The organism is Parvibaculum indicum (genome assembly GCF_011762095.1).
Lineage (GTDB): Bacteria > Pseudomonadota > Alphaproteobacteria > Parvibaculales > Parvibaculaceae > Parvibaculum > Parvibaculum indicum.
Window position 1 is genome coordinate 116,457 of record NZ_JAASQO010000007.1, and the last position, 26,791, is coordinate 143,247.

28 protein-coding genes are annotated in these 26,791 nt (G+C 62.9%); 18 read left to right on the forward strand and 10 right to left on the reverse strand.

Annotation, left to right across the window (positions count from 1 at the left end; translation table 11 throughout):
* Positions 1–22 precede the first annotated feature (22 nt).
* From FHS78_RS10365 to FHS78_RS10375, 3 genes are read left to right on the forward strand one after another with little or no spacing between them, the layout of a single operon-like run.
* Positions 23–973, forward strand: a complete 951-nt coding sequence (locus tag FHS78_RS10365; protein ID WP_167093902.1) for a bifunctional riboflavin kinase/FAD synthetase — start codon at positions 23–25, stop codon at positions 971–973.
* 32 nt (positions 974–1,005) lie between these two features.
* Positions 1,006–1,665 (forward strand): class I SAM-dependent methyltransferase, encoded by a 660-nt coding sequence (locus tag FHS78_RS10370; RefSeq protein WP_167093904.1) that lies wholly within the window; start codon positions 1,006–1,008, stop codon positions 1,663–1,665.
* Between the two features lie 33 nt (positions 1,666–1,698).
* Entirely contained in the window at positions 1,699–2,484 is a 786-nt protein-coding gene (locus tag FHS78_RS10375) for an enoyl-CoA hydratase (RefSeq protein ID WP_167093906.1), read from the forward strand.
* Positions 2,485–2,503: 19 nt separating this feature from the next.
* Here FHS78_RS10375 and FHS78_RS10380 read toward each other — a convergent pair whose 3' ends face one another.
* Positions 2,504–3,238 (reverse strand): DUF6101 family protein, encoded by a 735-nt coding sequence (locus FHS78_RS10380; protein WP_343041960.1) that lies wholly within the window; start codon positions 3,236–3,238, stop codon positions 2,504–2,506.
* A gap of 49 nt (positions 3,239–3,287) precedes the next feature.
* On the opposite strand from FHS78_RS10380, the gene FHS78_RS10385 reads away from it, so the two are divergent.
* Both FHS78_RS10385 and FHS78_RS10390 read left to right on the forward strand, forming a co-directional pair.
* The gene (locus tag FHS78_RS10385; RefSeq protein ID WP_167093910.1) at positions 3,288–4,817 is read left to right on the forward strand and encodes a UbiD family decarboxylase; all 1,530 of its coding nucleotides are present in this window, start codon (positions 3,288–3,290) and stop codon (positions 4,815–4,817) included.
* Between the two features lie 74 nt (positions 4,818–4,891).
* Positions 4,892–5,350, forward strand: coding sequence for a carboxymuconolactone decarboxylase family protein (locus FHS78_RS10390; RefSeq protein WP_167093912.1), 459 nt, complete (start codon positions 4,892–4,894; stop codon positions 5,348–5,350).
* Here the strand turns inward: FHS78_RS10390 and FHS78_RS10395 are convergent.
* From FHS78_RS10395 to FHS78_RS10405, 3 genes are read right to left on the reverse strand one after another with little or no spacing between them, the layout of a single operon-like run.
* Complete coding sequence (locus tag FHS78_RS10395) at positions 5,347–5,985, reverse strand: YceI family protein (RefSeq protein ID WP_167093914.1); 639 nt, start codon at positions 5,983–5,985, stop codon at positions 5,347–5,349. The two genes, FHS78_RS10390 and FHS78_RS10395, sit on opposite strands and share 4 nt — an antisense overlap.
* A complete protein-coding gene (locus FHS78_RS10400; protein ID WP_167093915.1) occupies positions 5,982–6,572 on the reverse strand; it encodes a YceI family protein in 591 nt (196 codons plus the stop codon). Before FHS78_RS10400 ends, FHS78_RS10395 begins: the two co-directional genes overlap by 4 nt.
* Positions 6,560–7,273 carry a cytochrome b gene (locus tag FHS78_RS10405; protein ID WP_205305274.1) on the reverse strand — a complete coding sequence of 238 codons (714 nt, stop codon included), beginning with the start codon at positions 7,271–7,273 and terminating at the stop codon, positions 6,560–6,562. Before FHS78_RS10405 ends, FHS78_RS10400 begins: the two co-directional genes overlap by 13 nt.
* 93 nt (positions 7,274–7,366) lie before the next feature.
* Between FHS78_RS10405 and FHS78_RS10410 the strand changes: the two genes are divergently transcribed.
* The 10 genes from FHS78_RS10410 (at position 7,367) to FHS78_RS10455 (ending at position 17,048) form a co-directional block, all read left to right on the forward strand.
* Positions 7,367–7,762 carry an MAPEG family protein gene (locus FHS78_RS10410; RefSeq protein WP_167093917.1) on the forward strand — a complete coding sequence of 132 codons (396 nt, stop codon included), beginning with the start codon at positions 7,367–7,369 and terminating at the stop codon, positions 7,760–7,762.
* Between the two features lie 88 nt (positions 7,763–7,850).
* Complete coding sequence (locus FHS78_RS10415) at positions 7,851–9,206, forward strand: TldD/PmbA family protein (RefSeq protein ID WP_167093919.1); 1,356 nt, start codon at positions 7,851–7,853, stop codon at positions 9,204–9,206.
* Positions 9,193–10,002: an inositol monophosphatase family protein gene (locus FHS78_RS10420; RefSeq protein WP_205305275.1), complete on the forward strand. Its 810-nt coding sequence runs from the start codon at positions 9,193–9,195 to the stop codon at positions 10,000–10,002. The genes FHS78_RS10415 and FHS78_RS10420 overlap by 14 nt, the downstream gene beginning before the upstream one ends.
* A gap of 115 nt (positions 10,003–10,117) precedes the next feature.
* A complete protein-coding gene (locus FHS78_RS10425) occupies positions 10,118–10,372 on the forward strand; it encodes a DUF4170 domain-containing protein (protein WP_167093921.1) in 255 nt (84 codons plus the stop codon).
* Entirely contained in the window at positions 10,369–10,926 is a 558-nt protein-coding gene (locus tag FHS78_RS10430) for a TspO/MBR family protein (protein WP_205305276.1), read from the forward strand. Before FHS78_RS10425 ends, FHS78_RS10430 begins: the two co-directional genes overlap by 4 nt.
* A gap of 141 nt (positions 10,927–11,067) precedes the next feature.
* Positions 11,068–12,981: an ABC transporter ATP-binding protein gene (locus tag FHS78_RS10435; protein WP_167093924.1), complete on the forward strand. Its 1,914-nt coding sequence runs from the start codon at positions 11,068–11,070 to the stop codon at positions 12,979–12,981.
* A gap of 7 nt (positions 12,982–12,988) precedes the next feature.
* Complete coding sequence (locus FHS78_RS10440; protein ID WP_167093926.1) at positions 12,989–13,735, forward strand: lysophospholipid acyltransferase family protein; 747 nt, start codon at positions 12,989–12,991, stop codon at positions 13,733–13,735.
* Between the two features lie 74 nt (positions 13,736–13,809).
* Entirely contained in the window at positions 13,810–15,042 is a 1,233-nt protein-coding gene (locus tag FHS78_RS10445; protein WP_167093928.1) for a 3-deoxy-D-manno-octulosonic acid transferase, read from the forward strand.
* Between the two features lie 65 nt (positions 15,043–15,107).
* Positions 15,108–16,112, forward strand: a complete 1,005-nt coding sequence (gene lpxK / locus FHS78_RS10450) for a tetraacyldisaccharide 4'-kinase (protein WP_246220444.1) — start codon at positions 15,108–15,110, stop codon at positions 16,110–16,112.
* Between the two features lie 36 nt (positions 16,113–16,148).
* Positions 16,149–17,048, forward strand: a complete 900-nt coding sequence (locus tag FHS78_RS10455) for a lysophospholipid acyltransferase family protein (RefSeq protein WP_167093932.1) — start codon at positions 16,149–16,151, stop codon at positions 17,046–17,048.
* A gap of 15 nt (positions 17,049–17,063) precedes the next feature.
* Here the strand turns inward: FHS78_RS10455 and FHS78_RS10460 are convergent, their stop codons facing one another.
* Genes FHS78_RS10460 through xseA form a run of 3 tightly spaced genes read right to left on the reverse strand, consistent with a single transcriptional unit; the run spans position 17,064 to position 19,597 of the window.
* The gene (locus tag FHS78_RS10460; protein WP_246220445.1) at positions 17,064–17,861 is read right to left on the reverse strand and encodes a M23 family metallopeptidase; all 798 of its coding nucleotides are present in this window, start codon (positions 17,859–17,861) and stop codon (positions 17,064–17,066) included.
* Between the two features lie 32 nt (positions 17,862–17,893).
* Complete coding sequence (locus FHS78_RS10465) at positions 17,894–18,106, reverse strand: DUF2093 domain-containing protein (protein ID WP_167093936.1); 213 nt, start codon at positions 18,104–18,106, stop codon at positions 17,894–17,896.
* 45 nt (positions 18,107–18,151) lie between these two features.
* A complete protein-coding gene (gene xseA / locus FHS78_RS10470) occupies positions 18,152–19,597 on the reverse strand; it encodes an exodeoxyribonuclease VII large subunit (RefSeq protein WP_167093938.1) in 1,446 nt (481 codons plus the stop codon).
* 169 nt (positions 19,598–19,766) lie between these two features.
* Here xseA and purD point away from each other — a divergent pair, with 169 nt between their 5' ends.
* The 3 genes from purD (at position 19,767) to FHS78_RS10485 (ending at position 22,741) form a co-directional block, all read left to right on the forward strand.
* Entirely contained in the window at positions 19,767–21,050 is a 1,284-nt protein-coding gene (purD, locus tag FHS78_RS10475; RefSeq protein ID WP_167093939.1) for a phosphoribosylamine--glycine ligase, read from the forward strand.
* Between the two features lie 86 nt (positions 21,051–21,136).
* Positions 21,137–22,228, forward strand: coding sequence for a phosphotransferase family protein (locus tag FHS78_RS10480; RefSeq protein ID WP_167093942.1), 1,092 nt, complete (start codon positions 21,137–21,139; stop codon positions 22,226–22,228).
* A gap of 54 nt (positions 22,229–22,282) precedes the next feature.
* Entirely contained in the window at positions 22,283–22,741 is a 459-nt protein-coding gene (locus tag FHS78_RS10485) for a GNAT family N-acetyltransferase (RefSeq protein ID WP_167093944.1), read from the forward strand.
* 7 nt (positions 22,742–22,748) lie between these two features.
* Here FHS78_RS10485 and FHS78_RS10490 read toward each other — a convergent pair whose 3' ends face one another.
* From FHS78_RS10490 to FHS78_RS10500, 3 genes are all read right to left on the reverse strand, one after another.
* Positions 22,749–24,095 (reverse strand): mechanosensitive ion channel family protein, encoded by a 1,347-nt coding sequence (locus tag FHS78_RS10490; protein WP_167093946.1) that lies wholly within the window; start codon positions 24,093–24,095, stop codon positions 22,749–22,751.
* 45 nt (positions 24,096–24,140) lie between these two features.
* The gene (locus tag FHS78_RS10495; protein WP_167093948.1) at positions 24,141–25,295 is read right to left on the reverse strand and encodes a 6-phosphofructokinase; all 1,155 of its coding nucleotides are present in this window, start codon (positions 25,293–25,295) and stop codon (positions 24,141–24,143) included.
* Between the two features lie 308 nt (positions 25,296–25,603).
* Positions 25,604–26,770 carry a DSD1 family PLP-dependent enzyme gene (locus FHS78_RS10500; protein ID WP_167093950.1) on the reverse strand — a complete coding sequence of 389 codons (1,167 nt, stop codon included), beginning with the start codon at positions 26,768–26,770 and terminating at the stop codon, positions 25,604–25,606.
* Positions 26,771–26,791: the final 21 nt, after the last annotated feature.

Here is a 26,791-nt window from a genome sequence, read left to right on the forward strand (position 1 = left end):
CAGCGGTTCCAGACCCCGTTACATGCACATCATCCGTCACTACGAACATGTCGCGCCCGGCCTTCAGGGTGCCGTTTTCGCGCTCGGCAATTTCGACGGCGTGCATCTCGGCCATCAGCAGGTGATCGCCGGGGCGCGCGCGCTGGCGGCGGAAATGGGCGCGCCGCTGGGCGTTCTGGTCTTCGAGCCGCATCCGCAGCAATATTTCTTTCCCGACAAGCCCTTCTTCCGCCTGACGCCTTTTCGTGCCAAGGCACACAAGCTGGAGCGGCTCGGGGTCGATATACTGGCCGCCCTGCCCTTCGACGCGACGCTCGCCACCAAACAGGCGCCGGAATTCGTACTGGACGTTCTGGTCGACGGTCTCCATGTCTGTCATGTCGTGGCGGGGTATGATTTCCGCTTCGGCAAGGGCCGCGGGGGCGATGCCGCGGCGCTCGGCTATATGGGCATGATGGAAGGCTTCGGGGTTACGATCGTGGATGAAGTGAAAAACGGCAGCGAAACCTATTCCTCCACGCGCATTCGCGAATTGCTGCATGAAGGCAATGTGCGCGAGGCGGGGCGGATGCTGGGCGACTGGTGGAAGGTCGAAACCCAGGTGCAGAAGGGCGATCAGCGCGGCCGGACCATCGGTTTCCCGACCGCGAACCTGCCGCTGGACGATCATGTGGAGCCTGCGCTGGGCGTTTATGCCGTCCGGATCGAGATTCAGGACGGGCCGGAAAAAGGCGTTTATGACGGCGTCGCCAATATCGGCCGCCGTCCGACCTTCGACAAATCCGACGTGCTGCTGGAGGTGCATATCTTCGATTTCGACGCCGACATCTATGGCTGCCACGCCGGCGTTTCGCTGATCGGCTATATCCGCGAGGAACGGAAATTCGACGGTCTCGAAGCACTGAAGGCCCAGATCGCGAAAGACAGCGAAACCGCAAGGCACATCCTGAAGGATGCGCCCGAAAAGCCCTGAGCGGACTTCACCCTTCCTCTGGCGAGGCGACCATGGTTCGCATTGGCGATCCGTCCCTTTTCATCCGCAAAAATACCGAGCTCCTGCCCTCTCCCCTGGTGCCGGAAATCCGTCTCCATGTCGCCAGCGACGCCCTGCCCCTCTGGGAAATGACGGAGGAGGAACTGGAACAGGCCGGCCTCCCCCCGCCCTTCTGGGCCTTCGCCTGGGCGGGCGGTCAGGCGCTGGCGCGCTACATTCTCGACCATCCGAACGTCGTGCGCGGCAAACGGGTTCTCGATTTCGGCGCCGGGTCAGGGCTTGACGGCATCGCCGCGGCCATGTCGGGCGCCGCATTCGTTCTCAGCGCGGATATCGATCATTTCTCCGGCGAGGCCATCCGGCTGAATGCTGAAGTGAACTATGTTTCACTTCTTGTTTCGACGGACGATCTTGTCGGCCAGCCCAATCGGGGCTGGGACGTCGTGCTGGTCGGCGACATGTGCTATGAGCAGCCGCTGGCCGGAAGAATCGAAAGCTGGCTTCGCGGTTTCGCCGGCGCCGGGGTCACCGTGCTGATCGGCGATCCGGGCCGCACCTATCTGCCGAAATCCGGCATGGAGCTGCTGGCGACCTACAATGTTGAAACCACCAGGGCACTGGAAGACAATGATGTCCGGCGGACCAATGTCTGGCGGCTTCTGAAAGAGTGAACATAAGTTCACACCCCGAAAGGATAAGCGGATATGAGTGATCACATACTGGTCGAGCGCGCCGACGGCGTGATGAAGGTCGTGATGAACCGGCCCGACAAGAAGAATGCGCTGACCGAGGCCATGTATGCGGCCATGGGCGACGCCATCGAGGCCGCTCACGCCGAGCGGGATATCCGCGTGATCTATTTTACCGGTGCCGACGGCGCTTTCACGGCGGGCAACGATCTCGGCGATTTCGCCAGGCAAGGGGCCGAACCCGCCGGCGCCTCGCAGGAAGAGCGCCCTGTCAGCCGCTTCCTCCGCCTCATCAGCACCGCCGAAAAGCCAATTGTCGCCGGGGTGAACGGTCTCGCCGTCGGCGTGGGCGTGACCATGCTGCTCCATTGCGATCTCGCCTATGCCGGCAGCACAGCCAGTTTCCAGATGCCTTTCGTGAATCTCGGCCTCGTGCCCGAAGCGGCCTCGACCTATCTCCTGCCCAAGGTCGCCGGATTGCAGAAAGCCTCCGATCTGTTCCTGACCGGCCGCAAGGTGGGTGCGGAAGAAGCGGAGTCCATGGGGCTCGTCGCGCAGGTCTTCCCGGGCGACACACTGCAGGAGGAGGCATATGGCCGCGCCCGCATACTGGCGTCCAAGGCACCGACGGCCGTCAAGCTGACCAAGTCGCTGTTGCGGGGCGGCGAAGCCGCAAACGTCGCCTCGCAAATGGCGAAGGAAGCCGGGCATTTCGCCGCCCAGCTCCGCTCGGACGAGGTGAAAGAAGCCATCAGCGCGTTCTTCGACAAGCGCCCGGCGGATTTCTCGAAATTCGGCTGACAGTCGGACCTGACGGAGGTCAGTAGGCGGTGGGCCTGGTGCCGGTCATCAGGCGTTGCGTCCAGAAGCGGGGCTGACCGGTCTGACCGAAGGTAACCGGCCGGCGGGTCGACAGCGGATTGGCGCCCGAATGCGGCTGGGGTGCCTGCACCTTGAGGGCGCCGAGCCGCGTTTCGGCTTCCTCGAGTTCGCCCTCGCCGTTTTCCGTCAGCAGAGGCAGGCCCAGCGCCCGGCTCCAGCCACGCCAGCGGGCGGCCACATCCGCTCCCTCGAAGCAGGCATGCAATGTCACGTCCCGCTCCGGATCGTGCTTGTGGACGAGATCCACAAGCACGACCGGACGCGGGCGCGCAATCGTTGTGGCGGTGCGCATTGCGACGCCACGATAGGCCGTTACCGGTTCTTCCCAGCAGAAATGACCGAAAATGGGGGATGAATCCGTCGCCTTCACGGCGTCGGCATAGATGGTGGCAAAGCGGATAATGCCGATCGCCCGGTAGTGCCATTTCACCGCCGGGATCGATACACGTTGTGGCAGGGACAAAGGATCGGCATCCAGAGGACCGCCATTCCACTTCCTTGCCTGGTTCGCTTTCGTATTTTTCGGTTTTTGGTGGGCCGAAGCCGCCATCTGCCCCATATCGATCTTTCCATCCGTCGCAATCGGGACAAGGCTAGGGCAACGTGGTTGGCATCCTGTTAATGCCACGACCGAATATCGGACATATTTGGCAGGCCCCGCGGTTTGCGGCATTCTCCGGCCCCGCGCCCCTCCGGCACGACGCCTTCAAGAAGAGACACGCATGTCCTATTCCTCGCTGCGCGAATTCCTCGAGAAACTCGAACATACGGGCGATCTCGCCCGGGTGAGAGAGCCGGTTTCGACCGTTCTGGAGATGACGGAAATCCAGACCCGGCTTCTGGCGGAAGAAGGACCGGCGGTGATGTTCGAAAATCCGCTCATGGGCGACGGCACGGCCTCCCCCATGCCGGTGCTGGTCAATCTCTTCGGGACGGTGGAGCGCGTGGCGCGCGCGGTCACCATGGGCGGGCTCGAACGCACCAAGGGCAGCGAACTGCGGACCGTGGGCGAGGCGCTGGCCTTTCTGCGCCAACCGGAACCGCCGGGCGGCTTCCGCGAAGCCTTCGAAATGTTCCCGCTTCTGAAAACCGTCATGGCGATGAAGCCGAAGACTCTCTCCTCCGCGCCATGTCAGGAGGTGGTGCTTCAGGGCAAGGACATCGATCTCACCGGCCTGCCCGTTCAGTCCTGCTGGCCGGGCGAGCCCGCGCCGCTCATCACCTGGCCGCTGGTCGTCACCAAGGGGCCCGGCAAGCGCAAGGAAGACGATTTCAATCTCGGTATCTACCGGATGCAGGTGCTGGGGCGCGACAAGACCATCATGCGGTGGCTCGCCCATCGAGGCGGCGCGCAGCATCATGCGCGGTGGAAAAACGAAAAGACCGAGCCCCTGCCCGCCGCCGTCGTGATCGGCGCGGATCCCGGCACCATTCTCGCCGCGGTCACGCCCGTACCGGACACGCTCAGCGAATATCAGTTCGCCGGGCTTCTGCGAGGCCAGAAGGTGGAACTCGTCGATTGCAAGACCGTGCCGCTCAAGGTGCCGGCGGAAGCCGAGATCGTCATCGAAGGGCATGTCTCGCTCGACGAGTATGCCGATGAAGGCCCTTATGGCGACCACACGGGCTATTACAATTCGGTCGAGAAATTCCCGGTCTTCACGGTGAGCGCCATCACCATGCGGAAAGCCCCGATCTATCTCTCGACCTTCACCGGACGCCCGCCGGACGAGCCCTCCGTGCTGGGCGAAGCGCTCAACGAGGTCTTCATTCCGCTGTTGCAGCAGCAATTCCCGGAAATCACGGATTTCTGGCTGCCGCCGGAAGGTTGCTCCTACCGCATCGCCGTCATTTCTATGAAGAAGGCCTATCCGGGCCACGCCAAGCGCGTGATGATGGGGGCATGGTCCTTCCTGCGCCAGTTCATGTACACGAAATGGGTCATCGTGGTGGACGACGATATCGACGCGCGGGACTGGAAGGATGTGATGTGGGCGATCTCCACCCGCATGGACCCAGTGCGCGACGTGACGCTGATCGAGAACACACCCATCGACTATCTCGACTTCGCCTCGCCGGAATCTGGCCTCGGCGGCAAGATCGGTCTCGACGCCACCAATAAATGGCCGCCCGAGACCAAACGCGAATGGGGCCAGCAGATCCGCATGTCCGACGAGGTGATCGACGAGGTCACGAAGAAGTGGACGAAGATGGGCCTGCCGGGGACGGGTAAGCCGATCTGGAAAAAATAGGCGCGCCTGTCACAATCCGCCGCGCCGCCCCGTCTTTCATGCAGGACCACCCTCGTGAAAGATGGAGCAATCCCATGAAAGAACGTCTCGACGGCTACAAGGCCTCGCCCGACGCCTATCACGCCATTCTCGGCCTGCAGACCTATGTGAATGAGTGCGGGCTGGAACACTCGTTGCTGGAACTTGTCAAGATCCGCACCTCGCAGATCAATGGCTGCGCCTATTGCCTGCATATGCATACGCGGGACGCACGCAAGGCGGGCGAGAGCGACGAGCGGATGCATCTTCTGGCCGCCTGGCGCGAAAGCCCGCTCTTCACCGAACGCGAGCGCGCGGCGCTTGCGTGGACGGAGGCGCTGACCCTCGTGTCGGAAACGGAAGCCCCGGACGACATCTATGAAGGTCTGCGCCCGCATTTCAGCGAGAAGGAAATCGTCGATCTGAGCACCGCGATCGGCACCATCAATGTCTGGAACCGGATCGCCATCGGCCTGCGCACGATCCATCCGGTTTTGGCGAAGGACGCCGCCTAGGAGGTTTCCTTCGGCTTCTTGAATTCCGCCTGAATGCGGACACGCACTTCATCGCCGACGGCGGGCCGCCAGTCGCTCAAGCCCCACAGGGAACGGCGGAAGCTGCCCGTCGCCGAAAAGCCCATCGTGTCGTCCCCGGTGAGCGGATTGGGCGAAGCGCCATTGAATGCGACGTCGAGCGTGACGGGATGCGTCTCCCCCGCAATGGTGAGAGCGCCCGTCACCGTTCCCGTTGCCTCGCCCGTGCGCGTCATTCTTGTCGATACAAAGCGGATATCCGGATAGCGGTCTGCCTTCAGCAGCTCCTTCACCATCGCGTCGAGTTCGGAAACATTGGTATCGACACTCGCCGCCTCGACGGTCGCTTCCAGCCTTGTCTTTGCAAGGTCATTCGGGCGCAGGTCGAGCGTCGCTGTCGCCTTGTCGAAACGCATCACAAAGCGCGAATAGCCGAAATGGCCGACATCGAAGAGCAGGCTCCAATGGTCGGCATCCATGGAATAAGTCCCCGCCGGCACATCGACCGGATCGAGGCTCACATCATGCGTTGCGACCCTTGCCGCCGCGCAGGAAGAGAGCAGGAGCGCCAGTCCCAGAGAAATCGCAAGCCTGACACCGCCGGGAAAACGGCTCATTGCGAGGCCTCCCCGCCCTTCGCTCGCGTTGCGTGGAGATCGATCATGACCGTCACATTCGGTCCCGCAACCTGGCTCGTTGCCATCTGACCGCTGCCGATACCGAAGTTCAGCCGATTGATGACCGTCTTTCCCGTGACATGGGCCGCGTCGCCCTTCAGTTCCAGCGTGAAAGGAAGCGTCACGGGTAGGCTTACCCCTTTCAGAGTGAGGGTGCCGTTTGCGACATAGTCGTTCCCGCTTTCGTGGCTGAATTTCGTCGCGCTGAAAACGGCCACGGGATAGCCGGCAACATCGAACCAGGTCTCTTGCGGCAGATAGGTGTCTTTCTCCTCCTCCCCTGTTTTGCAGGAGGCGGTATCGATTTCGACATTCACGCCGGCATTTGCGAGATCGTCCGGATCGAATGCGATATCGGATGTGAAGTCGGCGCAGGCCCCCGTGACGGCCGCCCCGCTGCCGTCGGTCGCGATCCATGAAATCGTTTGCGGATCGGCAACCGGGTCCCACTTGGTTGCCGCGGCCGCGGGCGACAGTCCGCTTCCTGCAAGCAGCAACGCAATGACTGCGATTTTCATTCTTTCCATGAGTGCATTTCCCGATCGGTTTCCGGCGAATGTATCCGGCCGCGGCCGAGCATACGCATCAGCACGTCGTCCCGACGAATGAAATGATGCCAGAGCGCGGCGGCGACATGTAGCGAGAGGAGGGCTGCGCCCAGCGCGGCCAGAACGGTGTGCACCCAACTCGCCGCGGTTTCGATGGTCGCCTTGTCCGGGCTGGTCTCGACAAAGCCGATATGAGGCAATGGGACTACGCCGTAAAGCAGGGTCGGTATGCCGAAGGGCGATGCCGATACGACGACCCAGCCCGTCAGCGGCATGACCAGAAGGATGGCATAGAGCCCGGCATGAGTTGTTCGGGCCGCGAAGCTCTCCAACGGTGCCAGCCCGGCGGGAAGGTCCGGCACTCCGCCCGCCAGACGCCACACGAGGCGGACCGCCATCAGGAAAAACAGGGTCGCACCGATCGATTTGTGTATCTGATAAAGGGGAAATGTGAGGGGATCGGTGAGCGGAAGGCGGGTCATCACAACGCCGATCGCCAACATCGCCAGAAACAGGGCCGCGACCAGCCAATGCAGGGCGATAGACAAAATACCGTAGCGGTCTTGTGAGTTACTCAGCTGCATTGCATGTCCCTGCGTTAATCGACCATGCAGCGCATCCCGCGGCACTGCGCCGCCGCCCCCTTCCGCCGCTATCATATGAGCGTGACCGGCAGCCATGTCAGAGGGTGGGCCGCCATGCTAGCGTGATCCGCGCAAATTTCGAATCGACGCGAACCGGCCCATGGGAGGCCGGAAAAAGGGGTAACGCTCATGCAATATTCGCTGGAAATCATCGGGGTCTATGTCGGGCTCAACCTGCTCATCAACCTGCTTCTCGCCTATCGGGTCTCATCGGGCCGCGTGCGCACCAAAGTGATGACCGGCACAGGCGAGGATCAGGGCCTCTACAATGCGAGCCGCGCTCATATTACCAATGTCGAGTACACGCCGATCGGCCTTGTCGGCCTCGTCGTGCTCCATTTGCTCGGCGCATCGATCTATGTCCTTCATGTCGTAGGCGTGTTGCTGACGGTCGGGCGTATCCTTCATGCCATCGGCGTGTCGCGCACCAGCGAAAGCTCGCCGCCCCGCCTGTTCGGCACGCTGTTCACCTGGATTTCGCAGCTCGTCGCCGCGGCGGCGTGTCTCTACTACGCATTTCTCTGAACGGTCTGTCATGTTGGACGGCAAGGAAGGACCTCTATAGAAAGAGGGACGTTCCTTGCCTCCTTTCGTTCAACGACAGTGTTCATCCATGGCCGATCAGACGACCCAGCAGACCACACTCGACATAGCCGATACTCTTGTCGAACGGGCCCTGAAAGCCGGGGCCGATGCCGCCGAAGCGATTGTCGTGGAAGGCACTTCCCTTGGCGTTTCCTGGCGGCTCGGCAATCTGGAAGATGTCGAACGCTCGGAAGGCAAGGATATCGGGCTCCGCGTTTTTTGCGGCAAGCGGCAGGCTGTGGTTTCGTCCACCGATCTTTCCGATCAAGTCATTGCCCCTCTCGTCGAGCGCGCCGTGGCGATGGCGAAGGTCGCGCCGGAAGATCCCTGGTGCGGGCTGGCCGATCCCGCTCGCATGGCGCATGACTGGCCGTCGCTCGACATTTCCGACGACGTCTCCCACCCCAGCGCCGAGGAACTGGGCGAACGGGCCGCCGCGGCCGAAGAAGCGGCGCTCGCCATCGAAGGAGTCACCAATTCCGGCGGCGCGGGCGCAAGCTGGGGCAAGAGCGGGATCGCCCTCGTCACCAGCGGCGGCTTTCGCGGCGGCTATTCCGGCACGTCGCATTCCGTGTCCGTTTCCGTTCTCGCGGGCGAAGGCACGGCGATGGAACGGGATTACGAATTTTCATCCGCCCGCCATCTCTCCGACCTCGACGCCCCGGCGCAGGTCGGCACGGAAGCCGGTCGCCGCGCCGTGCGCCGGCTGAACCCGCGCAAGGTAAAATCGCAATCCGTGCCGGTGGTCTATGCGCCGCGCGTTTCAAACAGCCTGCTCGGACATTTCGCGGGCGCCATCAACGGGGCCGCCATTGCGCGCGGTACGAGCTTTCTCAAATCCCGCATGGGAGAGGCAGTGTTCGCGCCGGGTATTGCCGTTCACGACGACCCGCATCGTCCGCGCGGCCTCAGATCCAAGCCTTTCGACGGCGAGGGCGTCGCCAATCGCGCGATGGCGCTGATAGAGGACGGCGTCCTGCAAAGCTGGCTGCTCGACAGTTCGACAGCGCGGCAGCTGGGTCTTGAAAACACCGGTCATGCGGCGCGCGGCACCAGCGGCCCACCCTCTCCTTCCGCGAGCAATCTTTATATGGCGCCGGGGACACTGCCGCCCGAGGAGCTGATCGCGGATATCAAGCAGGGTCTCTACCTCACCGAACTTATCGGCATGGGTGTCAATGGCGTTACCGGCGACTACAGCCGCGGTGCCTCGGGGTTCTGGATCGAGAATGGCGAGATCGCCTATGCGGTCAGCGAAATCACCGTCGCCGGCAACCTCAAGGACATGTTCCGACGGATCACGCCCGCCAACGATCTGGAGTTCCGCTATGGCAGCAACGCGCCGACGCTTCGCGTGGAAGGCATGACCATTGCCGGCAGCTGATGGCGATGCGATTGCCGACGACCTTGCCCTGCTCAGGCAGGCCGTCCGAGAGGGCGGTGCGCTTGCGCTGAGCTTTTACAAGGGCGAATTCCGGAGCTGGACGAAAGGCGCCAACGACCCTGTCACGGAAGCCGATCTTGAAGTGAACGACCTTCTGCGCGACCGGCTGCGGGGCGCGCGGCCTGACTATGGCTGGCTGTCGGAAGAGACGGAAGACGACAAATCCCGTCTGAGCGCGCCGAAATTCTGGATCGTCGACCCCATCGACGGGACGCGGGCCTTCGCCAAAGGCAAACCGCATTTCGCCATTTCGGTGGCGCTCGTTTCCGGCGGAATGCCGCTGATCGGAATCGTATTCAACCCTGCCACCGACGAATTCTTCGAAGCCGCCCGGGGCCGGGGCGCATGGCTCAACGGCCAGCCGATTCGCGTCGCTACGCGCCGGGAAATCGAAGGCTGCCGGATGGTGGCCCACCCGCCCATGTTCAAACACAAGGCATGGCCCGAACGCTGGCCGCCGATGGAATTCATAGAGCGGAATTCGGTCGCCTACCGGATCGCACTCGTCGCCTGTGGCGCCGCCGATGCCGTCATTGCCATGAGCGCCAAGAACGACTGGGATCTGGCCGCGGCCCACCTCATCCTGCAAGAAGCCGGAGGCCTTTTGACGGCGCATGACGGGAGCGAAATTCGCTATGACGGCGCCTCGACGCGCCAGCCGAGCCTTGTCGGCGCCAACCCCGTCCTGCATGCCGCAATCATGTCGCGAACCGCCACGCTACGCCTGCCATCCTGACGAAAATGGCGTCCTTTAGTATGCTTCGCATCCGCACATGCTATATTTTCCCCGAGGGAGGTCGTAGGCCCCATGTCACCTTTTCAGGTGTCTTCGGATCGGAGTAGGCAACTCTATGACCAAACAATTGCTGCACCTTGTGTTCGGCGGCGAACTTGCCGACCTGCAGGGTCATGATTTCAAGGATACGAGCAAACTGGATGTTGTCGGCATCTTTCCCGACTACCAGTCGGCGTATAATGCGTGGAAATCGGCTGCCCAGCGCACCGTCGACAATGCGCATATGAGATATTTCATCGTCCATCTGCATAAACTGCTGGACCCCGAAGATGATCCGGAGGGCAGGAATACAGGTACGCCCGAGGGATGAACGACAGCACCCGCACAGGACAGGAAAAGGGCGGCGCTACTGGCAGTGCGGAGGGTGAGGATTATGAGACCCCGCGGACGGGCGTCAGCGTGTTCATGCTCTTCGCTGCGCTTGTCCTGGTGTTCGCCGTTGCCGGGGTCGGCGGCGGCATCACCGCCACCAGTGTGAACGACTGGTATCCCTCGCTCATCAAGCCCGCCCTGACACCCCCGCCCTGGGCCTTCCCGGTCGTCTGGAATCTGCTCTATTTCCTGATTGCGCTGGCTGCCTGGCTGGTCTGGCTCAGGGTTGGCTCCCTTTCCGCGGCCGGGGCGGCGCTCTCGCTTTTCGGCAGCCAGCTCATGCTCAACCTGGGCTGGGCGGTCCTGTTTTTCGGTCTCAAGGCCCCGGGCTTCGCACTGGCCGAGATTCCGGTCCTGCTGATCGTGATTGTCCTGACGATCGTTGCATTTTGTCGGCACAGCCCGCTCGCAGGGATGCTGATGCTGCCCTATTTCTTCTGGGTCTGCTTCGCGACCTATCTGAATGCGGGGATCTGGCTACTCAACGGATAACCGGCGGGCAGGGAATACGCTTCCGGGCGGCAATAGGTACGAAAAATCCCGTTATTCCAACAATTTACCCTCTCCCACCCGTATGGATTGGGCAACAACCCCATGGTATGGTCCGCCCGGATTACGCGAGCCTGAGGATTTATGGTCAGCAAGAGCGAACAACCGGGCGGGACTGCGGCGCAGGACGATGGCCTTTCTCCTGCCATGCGCGCTGCCGCCGAGAATGCGCCGGCCCCCGAGGCGGCGCTCGAACTCGCCCGGGACATAAACACATGGTCCGTCGCCCGGCGGATGCTGGGCAGCTATCTGAAGCCGCTCTGGAAACTTGCCGCCTTCGCGCTCGTGCTGAACGCAATTGTGGGTGCAACGACCGGCGCCATTCCCTGGCTGCTCAAGACCGTGGTCGACGATGTCGTGAACAATCCCAATCCGCCCGCCTGGCAGATCTGGGGCGTTCCGCTCGCCGCCGCCGTCATCATGTGCATCAAGTCGCTTGCCTCCTATGGCAGCACCGTCACCATGAGTACGATCGGTCAGCGCATCGTCGAAGGCATTCAGACAAGGATGTTCGAGCGTCTCGTCCGCGCCGATCTCGCCTGGCTCTCCGCCACGCATTCCGGCCGTTTCGTGGCCAGTTTCATGGCCGATGTCGGGCGGCTGACCGGCACCATCACCACCTCGATGATCGATCAGGCCCGCAATCTTCTCTCGGTGATCGGGCTGCTTGGCGCCGTCTTCATCATGAACTGGAAACTTGCGCTGATCGCCACCTGCATCCTGCCGCTGGCAGCGCTTTTCCTGCGCCGGTTCGGCAAGAAGACCCGCAAGGCGGCGCGGCAAAGCCTTGAGGGAACGGGCGATCTTTCCACGCTCATTTCGGAAACCCTCAAGGGCATTCGCGTGGTCAAGGCCTATGGACGCGAGGACCATGAACTCGGCCGCGCCAGGGTCATCGTCAGACAACTGGTGACGCAGGCCCTGATCGCGATCCGGATGAGAGCCGCATCCGGGCCCACCACCGAAGCGCTTTCCGGTATCGGGATCGGCCTCGTCATCTATGTCAGCATCGTGCAGATCCAGGCCGGCAATCTGACGCTCGGCGAAATGACCGGTTTCATCACCGCGCTCATGCTCGCCTATCAGCCGCTCAAGGCACTGGCCAACACGCAGACCACCATGCAGGAAGGCGTCGCCGCTGCGATCCGCCTCTTTCCGATCCTCGACACCGAACCGCAGGTGGTCTCGGCGCCGGACGCCCCGCCGCTTGCCGTCCGGCAAGGGACCGTGAAGTTCGAGAATGTCAGCTTCGAATATGCGGACGGCACCCCGGCTCTCCACAATATTTCTCTCGACGTGCCAAAGGGGCATACCGTCGCCCTTGTCGGCCCTTCCGGCGCGGGCAAGAGCACCATTCTCAATCTCGTGCCCCGTTTCTACGACCCGATCGAGGGCCGCGTCCTGATCGACGGACAGGATCTCAAGGACGTGACCGTCGACAGCGTCCGCGCCGTCAGTGCGCTGGTCACGCAGGAACCGTTCCTGTTCGACGACACCATCCGGGCGAATATCGCCTATGGCAGAGCCGATGCGACGGATGAGGAAATCAGGGAAGCGGCGCGCAATGCTGCCGCCGACGAGTTCATCTCCGAGCTTCCCAAAGGCTATGACACTCTCGTCGGAGAGGCCGGACAGAAACTTTCGGGCGGGCAGCGCCAACGCATCGCGATTGCACGGGCGATGCTGAAAGATGCGCCGATCCTGCTGCTCGACGAAGCGACCTCGGCACTCGACACGGCATCGGAACTGAAAGTCCAGAACGCACTGGCGCGTCTGATGGTCGGTCGGACAACGCTCGTCATCGCGCATCGCCTTTCCACGATCAAACATGCGGATACGATCTATGTGATCGACGACGGCCGTGTGCTCGAACACGGAACGCATGACGAACTCATCATGAAGGGCGGCCTTTATGCAGAGCTGTCACGCTCCCAGTTTATCGAAGAGCCGGCGCAGGAAAGCCAGCAAGCGGAAGCAGCCGCGATCGCCGGAGAATGAGCGTTAGATGTCGCGAGTGAAAAACATCGTCAAGAGCGAGACCTTTATGGACGGCGTCGCCTTTCTGGCGGCCCTGTTCATCCGTTTCGTGCGGCAGACGGGACGGTTCGAAATTCGCAGGTCTCATGTCGCGGCCCAGTTCTGGGCGGGCGACGAGCCTTTCATCGTCGCCACATGGCACGGCCAGAACCTGCTCATCCCGACGCTGTGGCACAATTGGCGGGAAGTGCGCGTGCTGGTTTCGCGTCATGGCGACGGACAGATCATCGCCAAGATCATGGCCAATCTGGGCTTCGGCACCATTCGCGGCTCGGGCGCGCCGAAGGGCGAACACCAGAGGCCGAAGCATCGTCAGAAAGGCGGCGCCAGTGCCCTGCGCGCGATGATACGCGCCCTCGGTGAAAATGTTTCGGTCGGACTGACCGCCGACTTTCCGCCCGGCCCCGGCCGCCGCGCGGGAGAGGGCATTGTCATGCTTGCCCGGCTCTCCGGGCGTCCCATCGTGCCGGTGGCGGCAACGACGCGGGCTCGCGTCCAGCTCAACAACTGGGACAGGTTCACGATCAACCTCCCCTTTTCGCGCGGTGCGCTCGTCCTGGGCGATCCGATCTATGTTGCCCGCGACGCGGACGAGGAAGCGCTCGAGCAGGCCCGCCAGCATGTCGAGGAAGCTCTCAATGCGGTGACGGCCGAGGCGGACAGGATCGTCGGTCGGGCGCCGGCGCATAATGAGGCGGGAGCTGTGGTGCGTTGAGCGGAACGGATGCGAGGACAGTCCCCGCCCCTTCCCGCACGGGGCTTGCCGTTTACACCCTTGTGACGCGCCTCATGCGCCCTGTCGCTCCGCTGCTTCTCAAGGCGCGTTTGAAACGCGGCAAGGAAGATGCCGCCCGGCTTAGCGAGCGCTATGGCATAGCTTCCAGACCGAGACCCGAAGGCCATCTCGTCTGGTTTCATGCGGCGAGCATCGGGGAATCGCTTTCCATCCTCACCCTGATCCGACGGCTGATCGACGAAATGCCGGGCGTCAATGTGCTGGTGACGACGGGAACGCTGACATCGGCGGAATTGCTGGCGCAGAGACTGCCCAAGGAAGCGTTCCACCAGTTCGTTCCACTCGATCATCCCGCTTTCTGTGCGCGCTTTCTCGACCACTGGAAACCCGATATGGCGGTGTGGGTCGAGTCCGAATTCTGGCCCAATCTGATCGCCGAAACGGACCGGCGGCATATTCCGCTGGCGCTCATCAACGGGCGTATCACCGAAAAGTCCTTCCAGAGCTGGCAGAGGGCGCCCGGCATGATCGCCGATCTGGTCGGCCGGTTTTCCGTCGTGCTGGCCCAGAGCGCGGCAAGCGCGAACCGGCTGGAAGCACTGGGGGCCGCGCATACCGAACTTCCCGGCAACCTCAAACATGACGCGCCGGCGCCCTCGGCGGATCCGCATGCGTTGGGCCTTCTGCAGCACGCAGCCGGCAATCGTCCCGTCTGGGTGGCAACGAACACGCATGAAGGCGAAGAAGAGGCGGCGGCACAGGCACATCTTTCATTGTCGCAAACCCGCCCCGATCTCCTCACAATCATCGTGTTGCGCCATCCGGCGCGCGGCCCCCAACTCGCCAGAACGCTCTCCGACATGGGACTTTCCGTCATGATGCGTTCTTCCGGCGAGGTTCCCGAGGCACACACACAGGTCTATCTGGTCGATACGCTTGGCGAGGTCGGGCTGTTCTACCGCCTGTCCAATCTCGTCTTTGTCGGCGGCACCTTCGCGGATATGGGCGGACACAATCCGTTCGAGGCGGCACGGCTCGGTTGCGCTCTCATTGCCGGACCGAGCGATTTCAATTTTCAGGAGGCTTATGCGGCCCTCGAAGAGGGCGGCGGCATGCTGCGTGTTCCAGATGCAGTGACCATGACGAGCTCCGTTGCAGCATTGCTCGACGACACCGAGAAGCGCATGATGATGGGCGAAGCGGCAAGGCGCGTAGCCAGTGAGGATAGCGGCGCGACCGAGCGCACACTCGCAGTTCTTTTGCGCCTCCTCGCGCCCAAACCTTAAATCTGACTGAAAGGCGACCTGGGATGCGTGCACCGCGCTTCTGGTATCCCGCCCGGAAAAGGGGCATGCCGTTCATGGCACAGCTCCTGTCGCCCCTCGGTGCGTTTTACGGGCTGGCGGCCCGCATCAAAAGCAGGACGGCACAGGCGGAGCATATTTGCGTGCCCGTCGTCTGCATCGGCAATGTCACGATGGGCGGCGCGGGCAAGACACCGATCGCACTTGCCCTTGCCGAGCGCCTCATTGCGCAGGGCGAAAAAGTGCATTTCCTGTCGCGCGGCTACCGGCGTACCTCTCAGGGCACGGTGAAGGTCGACCCCGCCGCCCATTCGGTAGCCGAAGTCGGCGACGAACCGCTCCTTCTTGCGCGCCTGGCGCCGACATGGGTGTCCGCAGACCGCGTGGCGGGCGCGAAGGCCGCCGCGGCCGCCGGGGCGAGCGTCATTATCATGGATGACGGATTCCAGAATCCGTATCTCGCGAAGGATTTTTCCATTCTCGTCATCGATGCGGGCGTGGGCACCGGCAATGGCCACGTTTTTCCGGCGGGGCCCTTGCGCGAGGAGGCCGGCGATGCGCTCAACCGGGCACAGGCGGTAATCCTGACCGGGCGCGGCCATGCGGGCGACGGCCTTGCCGCGCGGGCCATGGCGCGCGGTATCCCTGTCTATCGCTCCATCGCCAAGCCGGTTGCACAGGAGCCCTCTCTCGCCGGCGCCCAGGTTCTGGCCTTTTCGGGGATTGGCCGGCCTGAGAAATTTTACGAGACCCTGCGAGGGCTCGGCGCTGAAATCGTGGAAACACAGGATTTTCCCGATCATCACCTCTTCACCGACCGGGAGGCGTCCCGCCTGACGGTTCGGGCGCGCGAACTGGATGCCTGTCCCGTCACCACCGAAAAGGACGCTATCCGGCTTGCCCATGCGCCCGCCGGCAGCGCCCGGGCACAGCTTGCGAAGAACCTGCGAACCGTCCCGATCCGCGCCGTGATCACCGATATGGCGCAACTCGAGGCGCTGATCGGCGAAGCATTACGCCGCCACCGGCTCGCAAGGGAGCAAGCGGGCTGATATAAGCGGCCAGCAAAACAGATATCGCGCGCCCGGATGTCCCGCAGAAACAGCCTCGTCAACCATATCGAATTCGCCGGCTTGCGCCTTGCCCTGGGGTTTTTCCGCCTCTGGGGGCTCGATCGCGCATCGGCGCTTGGCGGCCGCCTGGCCCGCTTTGTCGGACCGAAACTCGGCGTGACGCGGCGGGCCCGGCGAAACATCCGCGCTGCAATGCCCGACCTCCCCGCTGGGGAGCTCGAGCGGATTGTCGAGAACATGTGGGAAAATCTCGGCCGCACCATGGCCGAGTACGCCTATCTGGAAGATTTCGCATTTTCGGGCAGTGGCCGGATCGAATTCGAGAATACAGACGGGGTCGTCGAGCAGGCACAGGCAGGATCCGTCTTGCTCATCTCCGGCCATTTCGCCAATTGGGAACTCATGCCCATCGCCATGCAGCTTCTCGATATTCCCGGCGGCGACATCTACCGGCATGCCAACAACCCGTATGTAAACCAGTGGATGATCGACCTGCGGGAACGGGTAACGGGCTGCGTTCAGATTCCGAAAGGCGGCGAAGGCGCTCGAGTGCTGATGCGCGTTCTCAAGCGGGGCGAGGCCATCGCCATGCTGGCCGATCAGAAGATGAATGACGGGATTGAATCCCGATTTTTCGGCATGCGGGCGATGACGCCGGCGGCGCCCGCCGGTCTGGCCGTGCGTTACGGCATCCCGATTATTCTTGCCGTGATCGAACGCAATAACGGCGCGCATTTTACGCTGCGCTGTAGCGAACCGCTCAAGGCCGATCCGACGGCCGAGCGCGTGTCCGAGATCATGCGGCTGACACAGGAGCTGAACGACCGCCTGGAAGCGCAGATCCGACGGCGGCCGCATGAATGGCTCTGGCTGCATAATCGCTGGCCGGAACAGGAAATCGCCGAACGGAACTAGACGACGGAGAGCCGTCTATTTCGGCATGGGACCGACAAGCGTTGCCGGATCGACATAGGTGCCGCGCCAGGTCATGCCCCAATGAACATGCGGCCCGGTCGAGCGACCCGTCTGCCCGATTTCGCCGATTTTCTGCCCACGCTTCACATGCTGGCCCGGCTTCACGTCGAGTTTCGACATATGCATGAAATAGCCGATCAGGCCATGACCGTGATCGAGGAAGACGAGACCGCCCTCATAAAACATATCCGGTCGGGCAAGCGTCACGATGCCGTCCGCCGGGGCGACGATGGGCGTACCGCTGGGGGCCGCGACATCGACGCCATAATGCGGGCGTCGCGGTTTTCCGTTGAAAATACGCTGGCTGCCATAGACGCCGCTGATAACGCCTCTGGCGGGCCATTCGAATTTCCCGGCGAAATAGGTATCCGGCGTATCCTCGGGCCGGGCGGCGTCCTTGAGCTTGCGCTCGCGCGCGATGCGCTTCAGAACCTCGGGCGGCGGCGTCACATATTTCCGCTCCACACCATCGATACGCTGGATCTCGTAGTCGCGTTTGGCGATGGCGAGGGTGCGCGTTTCGGCGCGGCCATCCGCATGGGTCACTTGCAGCCTGGCCTGCGGATCGGCGTCGCGTCCGAACCCCATCACGAAATACCCATCAGGCGACACCATGACCGGCTTTCCGTCGAGCGACACCTGCGCCCCGGGATCGACCTCGCCAACGATGACGGCGCCCTGTTCCAGCTTGCCGCGCAAATCGACCTCGGCCCATGCAAGGGAGGGCATCGCCGCAGAGGCAGCCACACCCATCGCCAAAGCCCAACGGCTTGCCCTCATGGGTTTCAGTCTTTCTGCGTTTCGCGGTAGCGCTGAAGCGAGGCTTCCGGCGTCGCATAGGCTTCCTGCAGATCGACGCTCCAGTAACGGAGCCGGTCGAGAGGAATATTCTTGCCCGTTACCGCGCAAACCACATAGGAGCCCTGCTTCACGACGGAGTATTCCCCGTCGCCATACACAAGCCTGGCTTCGCCGCCCATATTGTCGAACCTGTTCATGGCGCGCACCTTACAGCGGAGTGCGCGTTCGATCAAAGCCGCCCGCTAGAGGAGTTTGCCCTGCTTCGGCGCCGGGGTGCTTTTGGACTTCGAGGGGTGCGGCTTCGGCCGGGGCGTGCCGCCGCCATCGGCCACCACGACGCCCAGCCGGTCCTTGCCGGCGAACTCCAGGTTCAACGCCTCGCCCGGCTTGCGCCCCTCGCTACCGCGCACCAGCTTGCCGTTTTCGTCCAGCACCACGGCGAACCCACGCTCCAGCACGCCTTCATAGGAATAGGACTTCAGGAGCTTGGCGCTCGCATCGAGCCGCCGGGCAAGGTCGGCCAGGTGGCGCCGTTCCGCCCTTTCCGCCCGCGCGGCCACTTCCGTCACGCGGTCCCTTCTATCGCGGATACGCTGGCGGATGGGCCGCAGGCTCACCCGGCCTTCCAGCCGCTGGAGCTGCGCCCGCTTGACCTCCGTTGCGCGGATCAGGCCGCGCGCCAGCCGGTCGGCGGCACTGTCGAAACGCTGGCGCGGCAGGGCGATGAGTTCGGCGAGGCGCGGCAGCCCCCGGGCAAGACCCCTCAGATCGTTCTTTCCCTGCTCGATCAGGCGCGCCTCCGCCCGCGTCAGGCGACGGCTGCGGTCCATCACGGCATCCACCAGCTCCGCGCGCACGGGCACGGCGATCTCGGCCGCCGCCGTCGGCGTTGGGGCCCGGCGGTCGGAGACGAAATCGATCAGCGTCGTATCGGTCTCGTGGCCGACGGCGGAAATCAGCGGTATCTCGCTCTCCGCCGCCGCGCGCACGGCCACTTCCTCATTGAAACCCCAGAGATCCTCGATCGAGCCGCCGCCGCGCGCGACGATCAGCAAATCGGGCCTCGGCACGGGGCCGTCCTTTTTCATCGCGTTGAAGCCCCGAATGGCCGCGGCGACTTCGGCGGCGCTCGTTTCGCCCTGCACACGCACCGGCCAGACCAGAACATGGCGCGGGAAGCGGTCCTGCAACCGGTGGAGAATGTCGCGGATAACGGCGCCGGTCGGGCTCGTCACCACGCCGATCACTTCCGGCAGATAGGGCAGTCGCTTCTTGCGCTCCTCGGCAAAAAGCCCTTCGGCGGCGAACTTCTTGCGCCGCTCCTCCAGCAGCGCCATCAGCGCGCCCGCGCCGGCCGGCTCCAGCGCCTCGATCACGATCTGGTATTTCGACGAGCCGGGATAGGTGGTGAGCTTGCCGGTGGCGATGACCTCCATTCCCTCTTCCGGCTTGAAGCGGAGCTTGGAAAACACGCCGCGCCAGATCACCGCGTCGATCCGGGCTTTCTCGTCCTTCAGGCTGAAATAACAATGTCCCGAGGAATGGGGCCCCCGATAGCCGGAGACCTCGCCGCGCAGCCGCACATGCCCGAACTCGCCCTCCACCACCTTCTTCAGGGCGAAGGAAATCTCGCTTACGGAAAATTCATGTGCATTGCCAGTGCGCTGCGACGGTGCGGGAAGAGCCATAGGCCGGAGAATCCTTTCTGCCCCCGGGCCAGTTGCGCCCGGGGCCGGTTTGCCGGAATCGGGGCCCATGTTACAAGAAATCCGCATCCTGCCGACAGGGCGGCCGGAGCAGGAATTTCGTGCCGCCGGCCATATCCGATATGGGGCGGAACCAGGGAAAGACAGCCTGATGAATATCCTCGTGATCGGCTCCGGTGGCCGCGAACATGCGCTGTGCTGGGCGATTTCGAAAAGCCCCCTTTGCGATGCTCTTTACTGTGCGCCCGGCAATGGCGGCATCGAAGAGGTCGCGACGACCGCAGATCTTTCTCCCCTCGATTTCGACGGCATCGTGGCCTTCTGCCGCGACAAGGAGATCGGCTTCGTCGTGGTCGGCCCCGAAGACCCGCTGGTGAACGGCCTTGTGGACCGGCTGGAGACGGAAGGCATCAAGGCTTTCGGGCCGAGCGCCGGGGCGGCGCAGCTCGAAGGGTCCAAGGGCTTCACCAAGGACATCTGCGCCGAATTCGACATTCCGACAGCCGCTTACGGGCGCTTTTCGCAAGCCGAGCCCGCCAAGGCCTTCGTCCGGGAGCGCGGCGCGCCCATCGTCGTGAAAGCGGACGGTCTGGCCGCCGGCAAGGGCGTGATCATCGCCGAGACGGTGGACAAGGCGGAAGCCGCGATCGACGACATCATGGGCGGCCGCTTCGGCATTGCCGGTGCCGAAGTCGTCGTTGAGGAATTCCTGACAGGCGAGGAAGCGAGTTTCTTTGCGATTTGCGATGGCGAACTCGCCCTGCCCCTCGTCGCCGCGCAAGACCACAAGCGCGTCTTCGACAATGACGAGGGCCCGAATACGGGCGGTATGGGCGCCTATAGCCCGGCGCCGGTGATGACGGGCGCCATGTGCGAGCGCGTGATGGAAGAGATCGTCAATCCGACGCTCGCGGCGATGCGCGCCAAGGGTTTTCCGTTCAAGGGCGTGCTTTTTGCCGGTCTCATGATCACGCCGGAGGGACCGCAGCTCATCGAATACAACACCCGTTTCGGCGATCCGGAGTGCCAGGTGCTGATGATGCGCCTCGACAGCGATCTTCTGTCCGCGCTCCTCGCCGCCGCCGACGGCAAGCTGGGCGGCGTGGCCCTCGACTGGAAGAACGAGACCGCGCTCACCGTGGTCATGGCCTCGAAAGGCTATCCCGGCGCCTATCCGAAGAACACCGAGATTCGGGGGCTCGACAAGGCGTCCGCGCTCGAAGGCGTGCAGATTTTCCATGCCGGAACGACGCGCGACGGCGACAGGCTTCTGGCGACCGGCGGGCGCGTCCTCAATGTGACGGCCACCGGCACAACCGTCGCCGAGGCGCAGGCGCGCGCTTATGAAGCGGTACGCCTCATCGACTGGCCGGAAGGGTTTTGCCGTAGCGACATTGGCTGGCGCGCCATCGCGCGCGAAACGGGCTCGGCCTGACATATCGGCCGCGTCGGGGCAAACGTCCGGTTGGATTTTCAGAATGAAGAACCAGAAAACAAGAAAGCATTGAAGGGGAGGAGCGCATGAGCGAGAGCGCAGAAAACCGGCAGGACATGTTTTCCGGCACCAAGGAAGTGGCCGAGACGCATAAGTTCGACGAAACGAAACTCGAACGATACATGCAGGCGCATGTGGAGGGCTTCGAGGGACCGCTGGAGGTTCGCCAGTTCAAGGGCGGCCAATCGAACCCGACCTATCAGCTCGTCACGCCCGGCAGGAAATATGTGATGCGCCGCAAGCCGCCGGGAAAGCTGCTCCCCTCCGCCCATGCGGTGGACCGCGAATACAAGGTCATCACGGCGCTGCACTCCATCGGCTTTCCTGCGCCGAAGACCTATTGTCTGTGTGAGGACGAAGACGTCGTCGGCACCATGTTCTACATCATGGATATGGTGGAGGGCCGCGTTCTCTGGGATCCGATGCTGCCCGGCTTCGATCCGGAGACGCGCCGGAAGATGTACGAATCGCTCGCCCACACCATGGCCGACCTTCACATGGTCGATTACGAGAAGATCGGCCTCGGCGATTTCGGCAAGCCCGGCAACTATTTCGCCCGCCAGATTTCGCGCTGGTCGAAGCAGTATGTCGCCTCGGAAACCGAAACCATTCCGGAAATGAACAAATTGATGGAATGGCTGCCCGAGCATGTGCCGGACGACAGCTCGACCAGCATCGTGCATGGTGATTACCGCATGGACAACACGGTGATGCATCCGACGCAGCCGCGTGTGGTCGCCGTCCTCGACTGGGAGCTTTCCACCCTCGGTCATCCGCTGGCGGATTTCACCTACTCCATGCTGCAATGGGTCATGCCGCAAATCGGCGACGGCGCCGGTGTCGCCACCATCGCGACCGCCGATCTGAAGTCGCTCGGCATTCCGACGCTGGAAGAATATGTGCAGCTCTACTGCGAGCGGACGAATCGTCCGGGTATCGACAATCTGGATTATTATTTCGCGTTCAATTTCTTCAAGCTCGCCGGCATCCTGCAAGGCATTGTCGGCCGCGTGCGCGACGGCACGGCGTCCAGCGCCCATGCCGAGGAACAGGCCGCGCGCGTCAAACCTCTTGCTCAAACGGCGTGGAAATTCGCTCAGCGGGCTGGCGCCGTGTGATTCAGCGTGAAATAGTATCGCTGCCGAATAACAAGAAACGAGTTCGTATATCTTATGAGTAACGCAGAGTGGGTCCGCCGGGGATTCGAGATCAGCCTCGACAAGGAACGTCTGGATCGCGAAGCGATCACGAAGATGCTGAAAGCCACCTACTGGGCCCATGACGTCCCGGAGACCGCGCTGTGGGACAGCATCATGAATTCGCGTGCCTACGGCCTTTTTTCCCCGGAAGGCGAACAGGCCGGTATCGGCCGCATGGTGACGGACCTTTCCCGCTTCGCATGGATGAGCGACGTCTATGTTCTCCCCGTTCACAGGGGGCAAGGTCTCGGGGAATGGCTTATCCACACCATGCTCAACGATCCGGCCATGGCCGGTGTCCGGCGCATCATGCTGAGTACGCATGACGCCCAGGACCTCTACAAGCGTTTCGGGTTCGAAGCGGTTGCGGACGATAATGAAGAAGCCCGTCAGATGATGCAGCTTCAGCGCGCGGCCGAGGAGGAAGAGTGAAGACGGTTCAGTCCGTTCCGCTCGTGCCCTTCAGACCTTCCGCCGACACAATATGAATATCGCGCTGCGGGAACGGAATTTCGATTCCGTTCTCGTGAAAGCGATCCCAAACCTGCAGCAGCACATCGCTTCTTATGTTGACGGTGCCCTCTTCCGGGTCGTCCACCCAGAAGCGCAGCTCCAGATCGACGGAGCTGTCGCCGAAGCCGACCAGCCGCACGACCGGCGACGGCAGCCGCAGCACGCGCGGGCAGGCAAGCGCGGCTTCCTCGATCAGCTTCATCGCAAGCCTTACATCCGCATGATAGGAAATGCCGATGGGAATATGCATCCGGACATTGCGGTCCGAATAAGACCAGTTCACCACCTGCTGCGTGATGAGGTCTTCGTTCGGGATCAGATATTCCTTGCCGTCGCGCGTCACGATCGCCGCGTAACGCGCGCCGAGTTTGCGGATCCAGCCATAGGCATCTCCCACCTCGATCACGTCGCCCGGCTTGATGGAGCGGTCGAGCAGGAGAATGATGCCGCTGATGAGATTGGAGACGACCTTTTGCAGGCCGAAGCCGATCCCGACGCCCACCGCGCCTGAAAAGACCGCGAGCGCCGTAAAGTCGATCCCCACGCTGGTGAGCGCCACCAGCACGGCGACGGTAATGAGTGCAATGCGCAGGATCTTGCCGACCAGCACCTGGGCGGCCGGCGTGATCCCTTCGACATGGGCGAGCTGGGATTCGAGCAGTTTCGACAGCAGATTGGCCGCCCAGAGCAGCGCAACGAACAGCGCCGCCCCGGTCAGCAGCATCAGCACGGAGATACGCAAACTCCCCGCCCGGATGGCGGCGGCGTCCAGCGCATGCATGACCGGCTGCAGCCAGCCCAGAATGGCGAGTGCCGCGATGATCCAGACAATTGTCGAAAAGAGCGCCGACACGACCGCGCTGCCGATGAAGGCCCCCACGAAGCGGATCACCACCCAGGCGACGAGCAGGCTCGTGGCCAGGCCCAGCAGTTCCGACGTCTCACCGGCTGCCGTGAGAGCCGCCGCGGCGACCCAGAGCAGAATGAGCGCACTCAGCGCCGCGACCAGCGGGATCTGGTGTTCCAGTGTGCGGATCACCCAGCGGGGCAGCGAGGCGGTTCCGATCGCGCTGCGCAGTTTCGGTGCGACCCGTTTTCCGGTTTCGATGGCCGCAACGGCAATGGCGAAAATGATCGCGAGTTCCACCAGCGCATGCCAGTTGAACAGGCTTGCCTCTATGCGGTTCCAGAGCGTCTCCAGCATTCGGACCGCGCTGCTCGCGAAATCCTGCACGCTGTCGGAGAGAACGGCTGCTTGTTCACCCTCGGCCATGATGTAACTCAAGCATTCCGCAAGCGGAAAGTCGAGCCGGCGTCCTCAATAAAGGAACATGGGCATGCCGGTCACCCTGGCGATGCGCGGACGATAGGCCTGCGTATCGTAAAGCGCGTCCACGTCCACCCGGCGCTGCCCCTTGATGCAGGTATCGCCCGGAACGGTGGTGTAATTGCCGTCGCGGATCGCCATCATCAGGCCGTGCTTGCCCTCGTCCAGAAGCTGGACCGCCATGGTGCCGTAGCTCTTGGCCACCATCAGGTCCAGCGCGTCCGGGGCGCCGGCCCGCATCATGTAGCCCAGCGACTGGCTGACGATGCCGACACCGGTGATGCGCTTGATTTCCTCGCCCAGGATCTCGCCGACACCGCCCAGCTTGCGGTGGCCATAGGCGTCGGCTTCGCCGCGCTCCACGATCTCCCCACCCTGCATCTGGGCGCCTTCGGAGACGACCACCATGGAATAGTTGGAGGGGTTGGCGGCGCGGTCCTTCAGCAATTGATCGGCAAGGCGGTTTACATCGAAGGGCACTTCCGCGATGAGCGCGCGATCCACGTCGGCCAGATAGCCTGCGATAAGCGCCGTCTCGCCTGAATTGCGCCCGAAGAGTTCGATCACCGCGATGCGTTCATGGCTGCCGGTGGAAGTGCGCAGCGAGGTGATATGCTCCACCGAGCGCGAGACGGCGGTGGAAAAGCCGATGCAGTAATCCGTACCGAAAACGTCGTTGTCCATCGTCTTCGGCACGGCCATTACCTTCATGCCTTCCTGGTGGAGCCGCGCCCCATAGGACAGCGTGTCGTCACCGCCGATCGGCACCAGCGCGTCGACCTTCAGCGCCTCCATCACGCGCAGCACATGAGGCGTGCAGTCGTATAGCCCCTTGTCGTTCTTTTCGAATTTCCCTTTCAGGAAATCGGGCAGGTCTTCTTCCTTCACCTTGCCGGGATTGGTACGCGAGGAATGCAGCACCGTACCGCCTGTGCGGTCGATGGTGCGCACCGCGTTCGGATCAAGCCGCATCAGGTGTTTCTCGCTGCCTTCGGGATCGTCCGGGTTCCACTCCAGCGGCCCCGCCCAGCCGCGCCGGAAGCCGACCACCTCCCAGCCGAGTTCGCTCGCCCGTCGCGTCACCGCCTTGATGCAGGGGTTGAGACCCGGCACGTCGCCACCGCCTGTGAGAATTCCGATCCGCATGACAGGCTCTCCTTTCGAGACAAGACAGGATAGTTTCGGTGTCACCTTAACAAAGCCGAGCCCCGATCTCTTCCATGAGCGCGAATAAAAATATGACGGTCGCAGGAGGCCGCGTCAGGCCCGGCATGACGATATGAGAGGAGATCGGGCCTCCTCCTTCGAGACGAGCCTGACGGCTCTCCTCAGGACGAGGAACTTGCCCTGAATGAAATCCTCGTCCTGAGGAGCGAACGCAAGTTCGCGTCTCGAAGGGCGAGGCCACCGCACCGCCTTCCGGTTTCGATCCGGGACGGCGGTTTGAACAAAACTCAGGCGCTCTTGCCGCGGGCCTCGATGGGCCAGATATCGACCAGCGCATCGCCCTTCACGACGAAATAGGCGTCGTAGAGGTTCACGGTCGGGTCGCAATGCGGGGTGACGGCGGTGAGCGTCGCGCCCAATGGCAGCTTGGCCCCCTCGGGAAGCAGGATACCGCCCTGCTCGTCGCCGAAGAAAAAGTAACCGGCCCCTTCCGGCGCGCCGGCATGGAGCATGGGCGGCTCGGCGTCGGTGGAGAAGGCCTTGAAGCCCGCATCCGTCGTGGCCAGGTTCTTGGTGTTGTTGGAGACCACACTCATCTGCACAAAGAGCGACGTGTCGAAGGGCATGGGCGCGCCGCCTTCGATCGGCACGTCGTTATACTGCTTGTCCATGAAGATGTAGGAACCGCCCTGAAGCTCGGTCAGCACCTTCGCTTCCGGATCGATGTTGTAGCTGCCCGTGCCGCCGCCGCTCACAATGCCGCAAGGCAGGCCCGCCGCCTTCAGCCGGTCGCGCATCTCGCCCAGCACTTTCATGCAGGCCAACGACTTCTCGCGGCGTTCCTCGAAATCCTCGATATGCATGAGGTGCCCGGCATAGGCCTGAAGCCCCATCAGCTCGAGAGAGTCGGCCGCGTCCACCAGCTCGGCCAGCTCGAAAGCGTCGTCGCCCGGCGCGATGCCGGTGCGGTGCAGGCCGACATCGAGATCGACGATGCATTTGAGCGCCTTGCCCCGGCCGTCGCTCAACGCTTCCTGCGCGGCCGCGGCCAGCGCCCGCACATTCTCCGCATTGTCCACGGCGACGATCAGCTCCGGCATACGGGCATTGAGGTCGATCAGCCGCTCGATCCCCTGCCCCGTCACCACGGGCGAAGTGAGCAGGATGCTCTCGATCGCTCCCTCGCCCGCCTCGAAAAGCGCTTCGGCCTCGCCGAGCTTGGCGCAGCAGATGCCGACCGCGCCCGCCTCGATCTGCCGTTTGGCGATGGATGCGCATTTATGCGTCTTGGCGTGGGGTCGAATGCCGAGACCGTTTTTCGCGCAATGCTCGGCCATGACGGTCATGTTCTTTTCCAGCGCCTCCAGATCGAGGATCAGGGCCGGCGTCGGAATCGCCTGTCGCGACCCCTGTTTGCCAATCATTTCACGGGCGGTTTGCAGGGCGTTCGACATGGTTACAGGCTCTCCGGATTG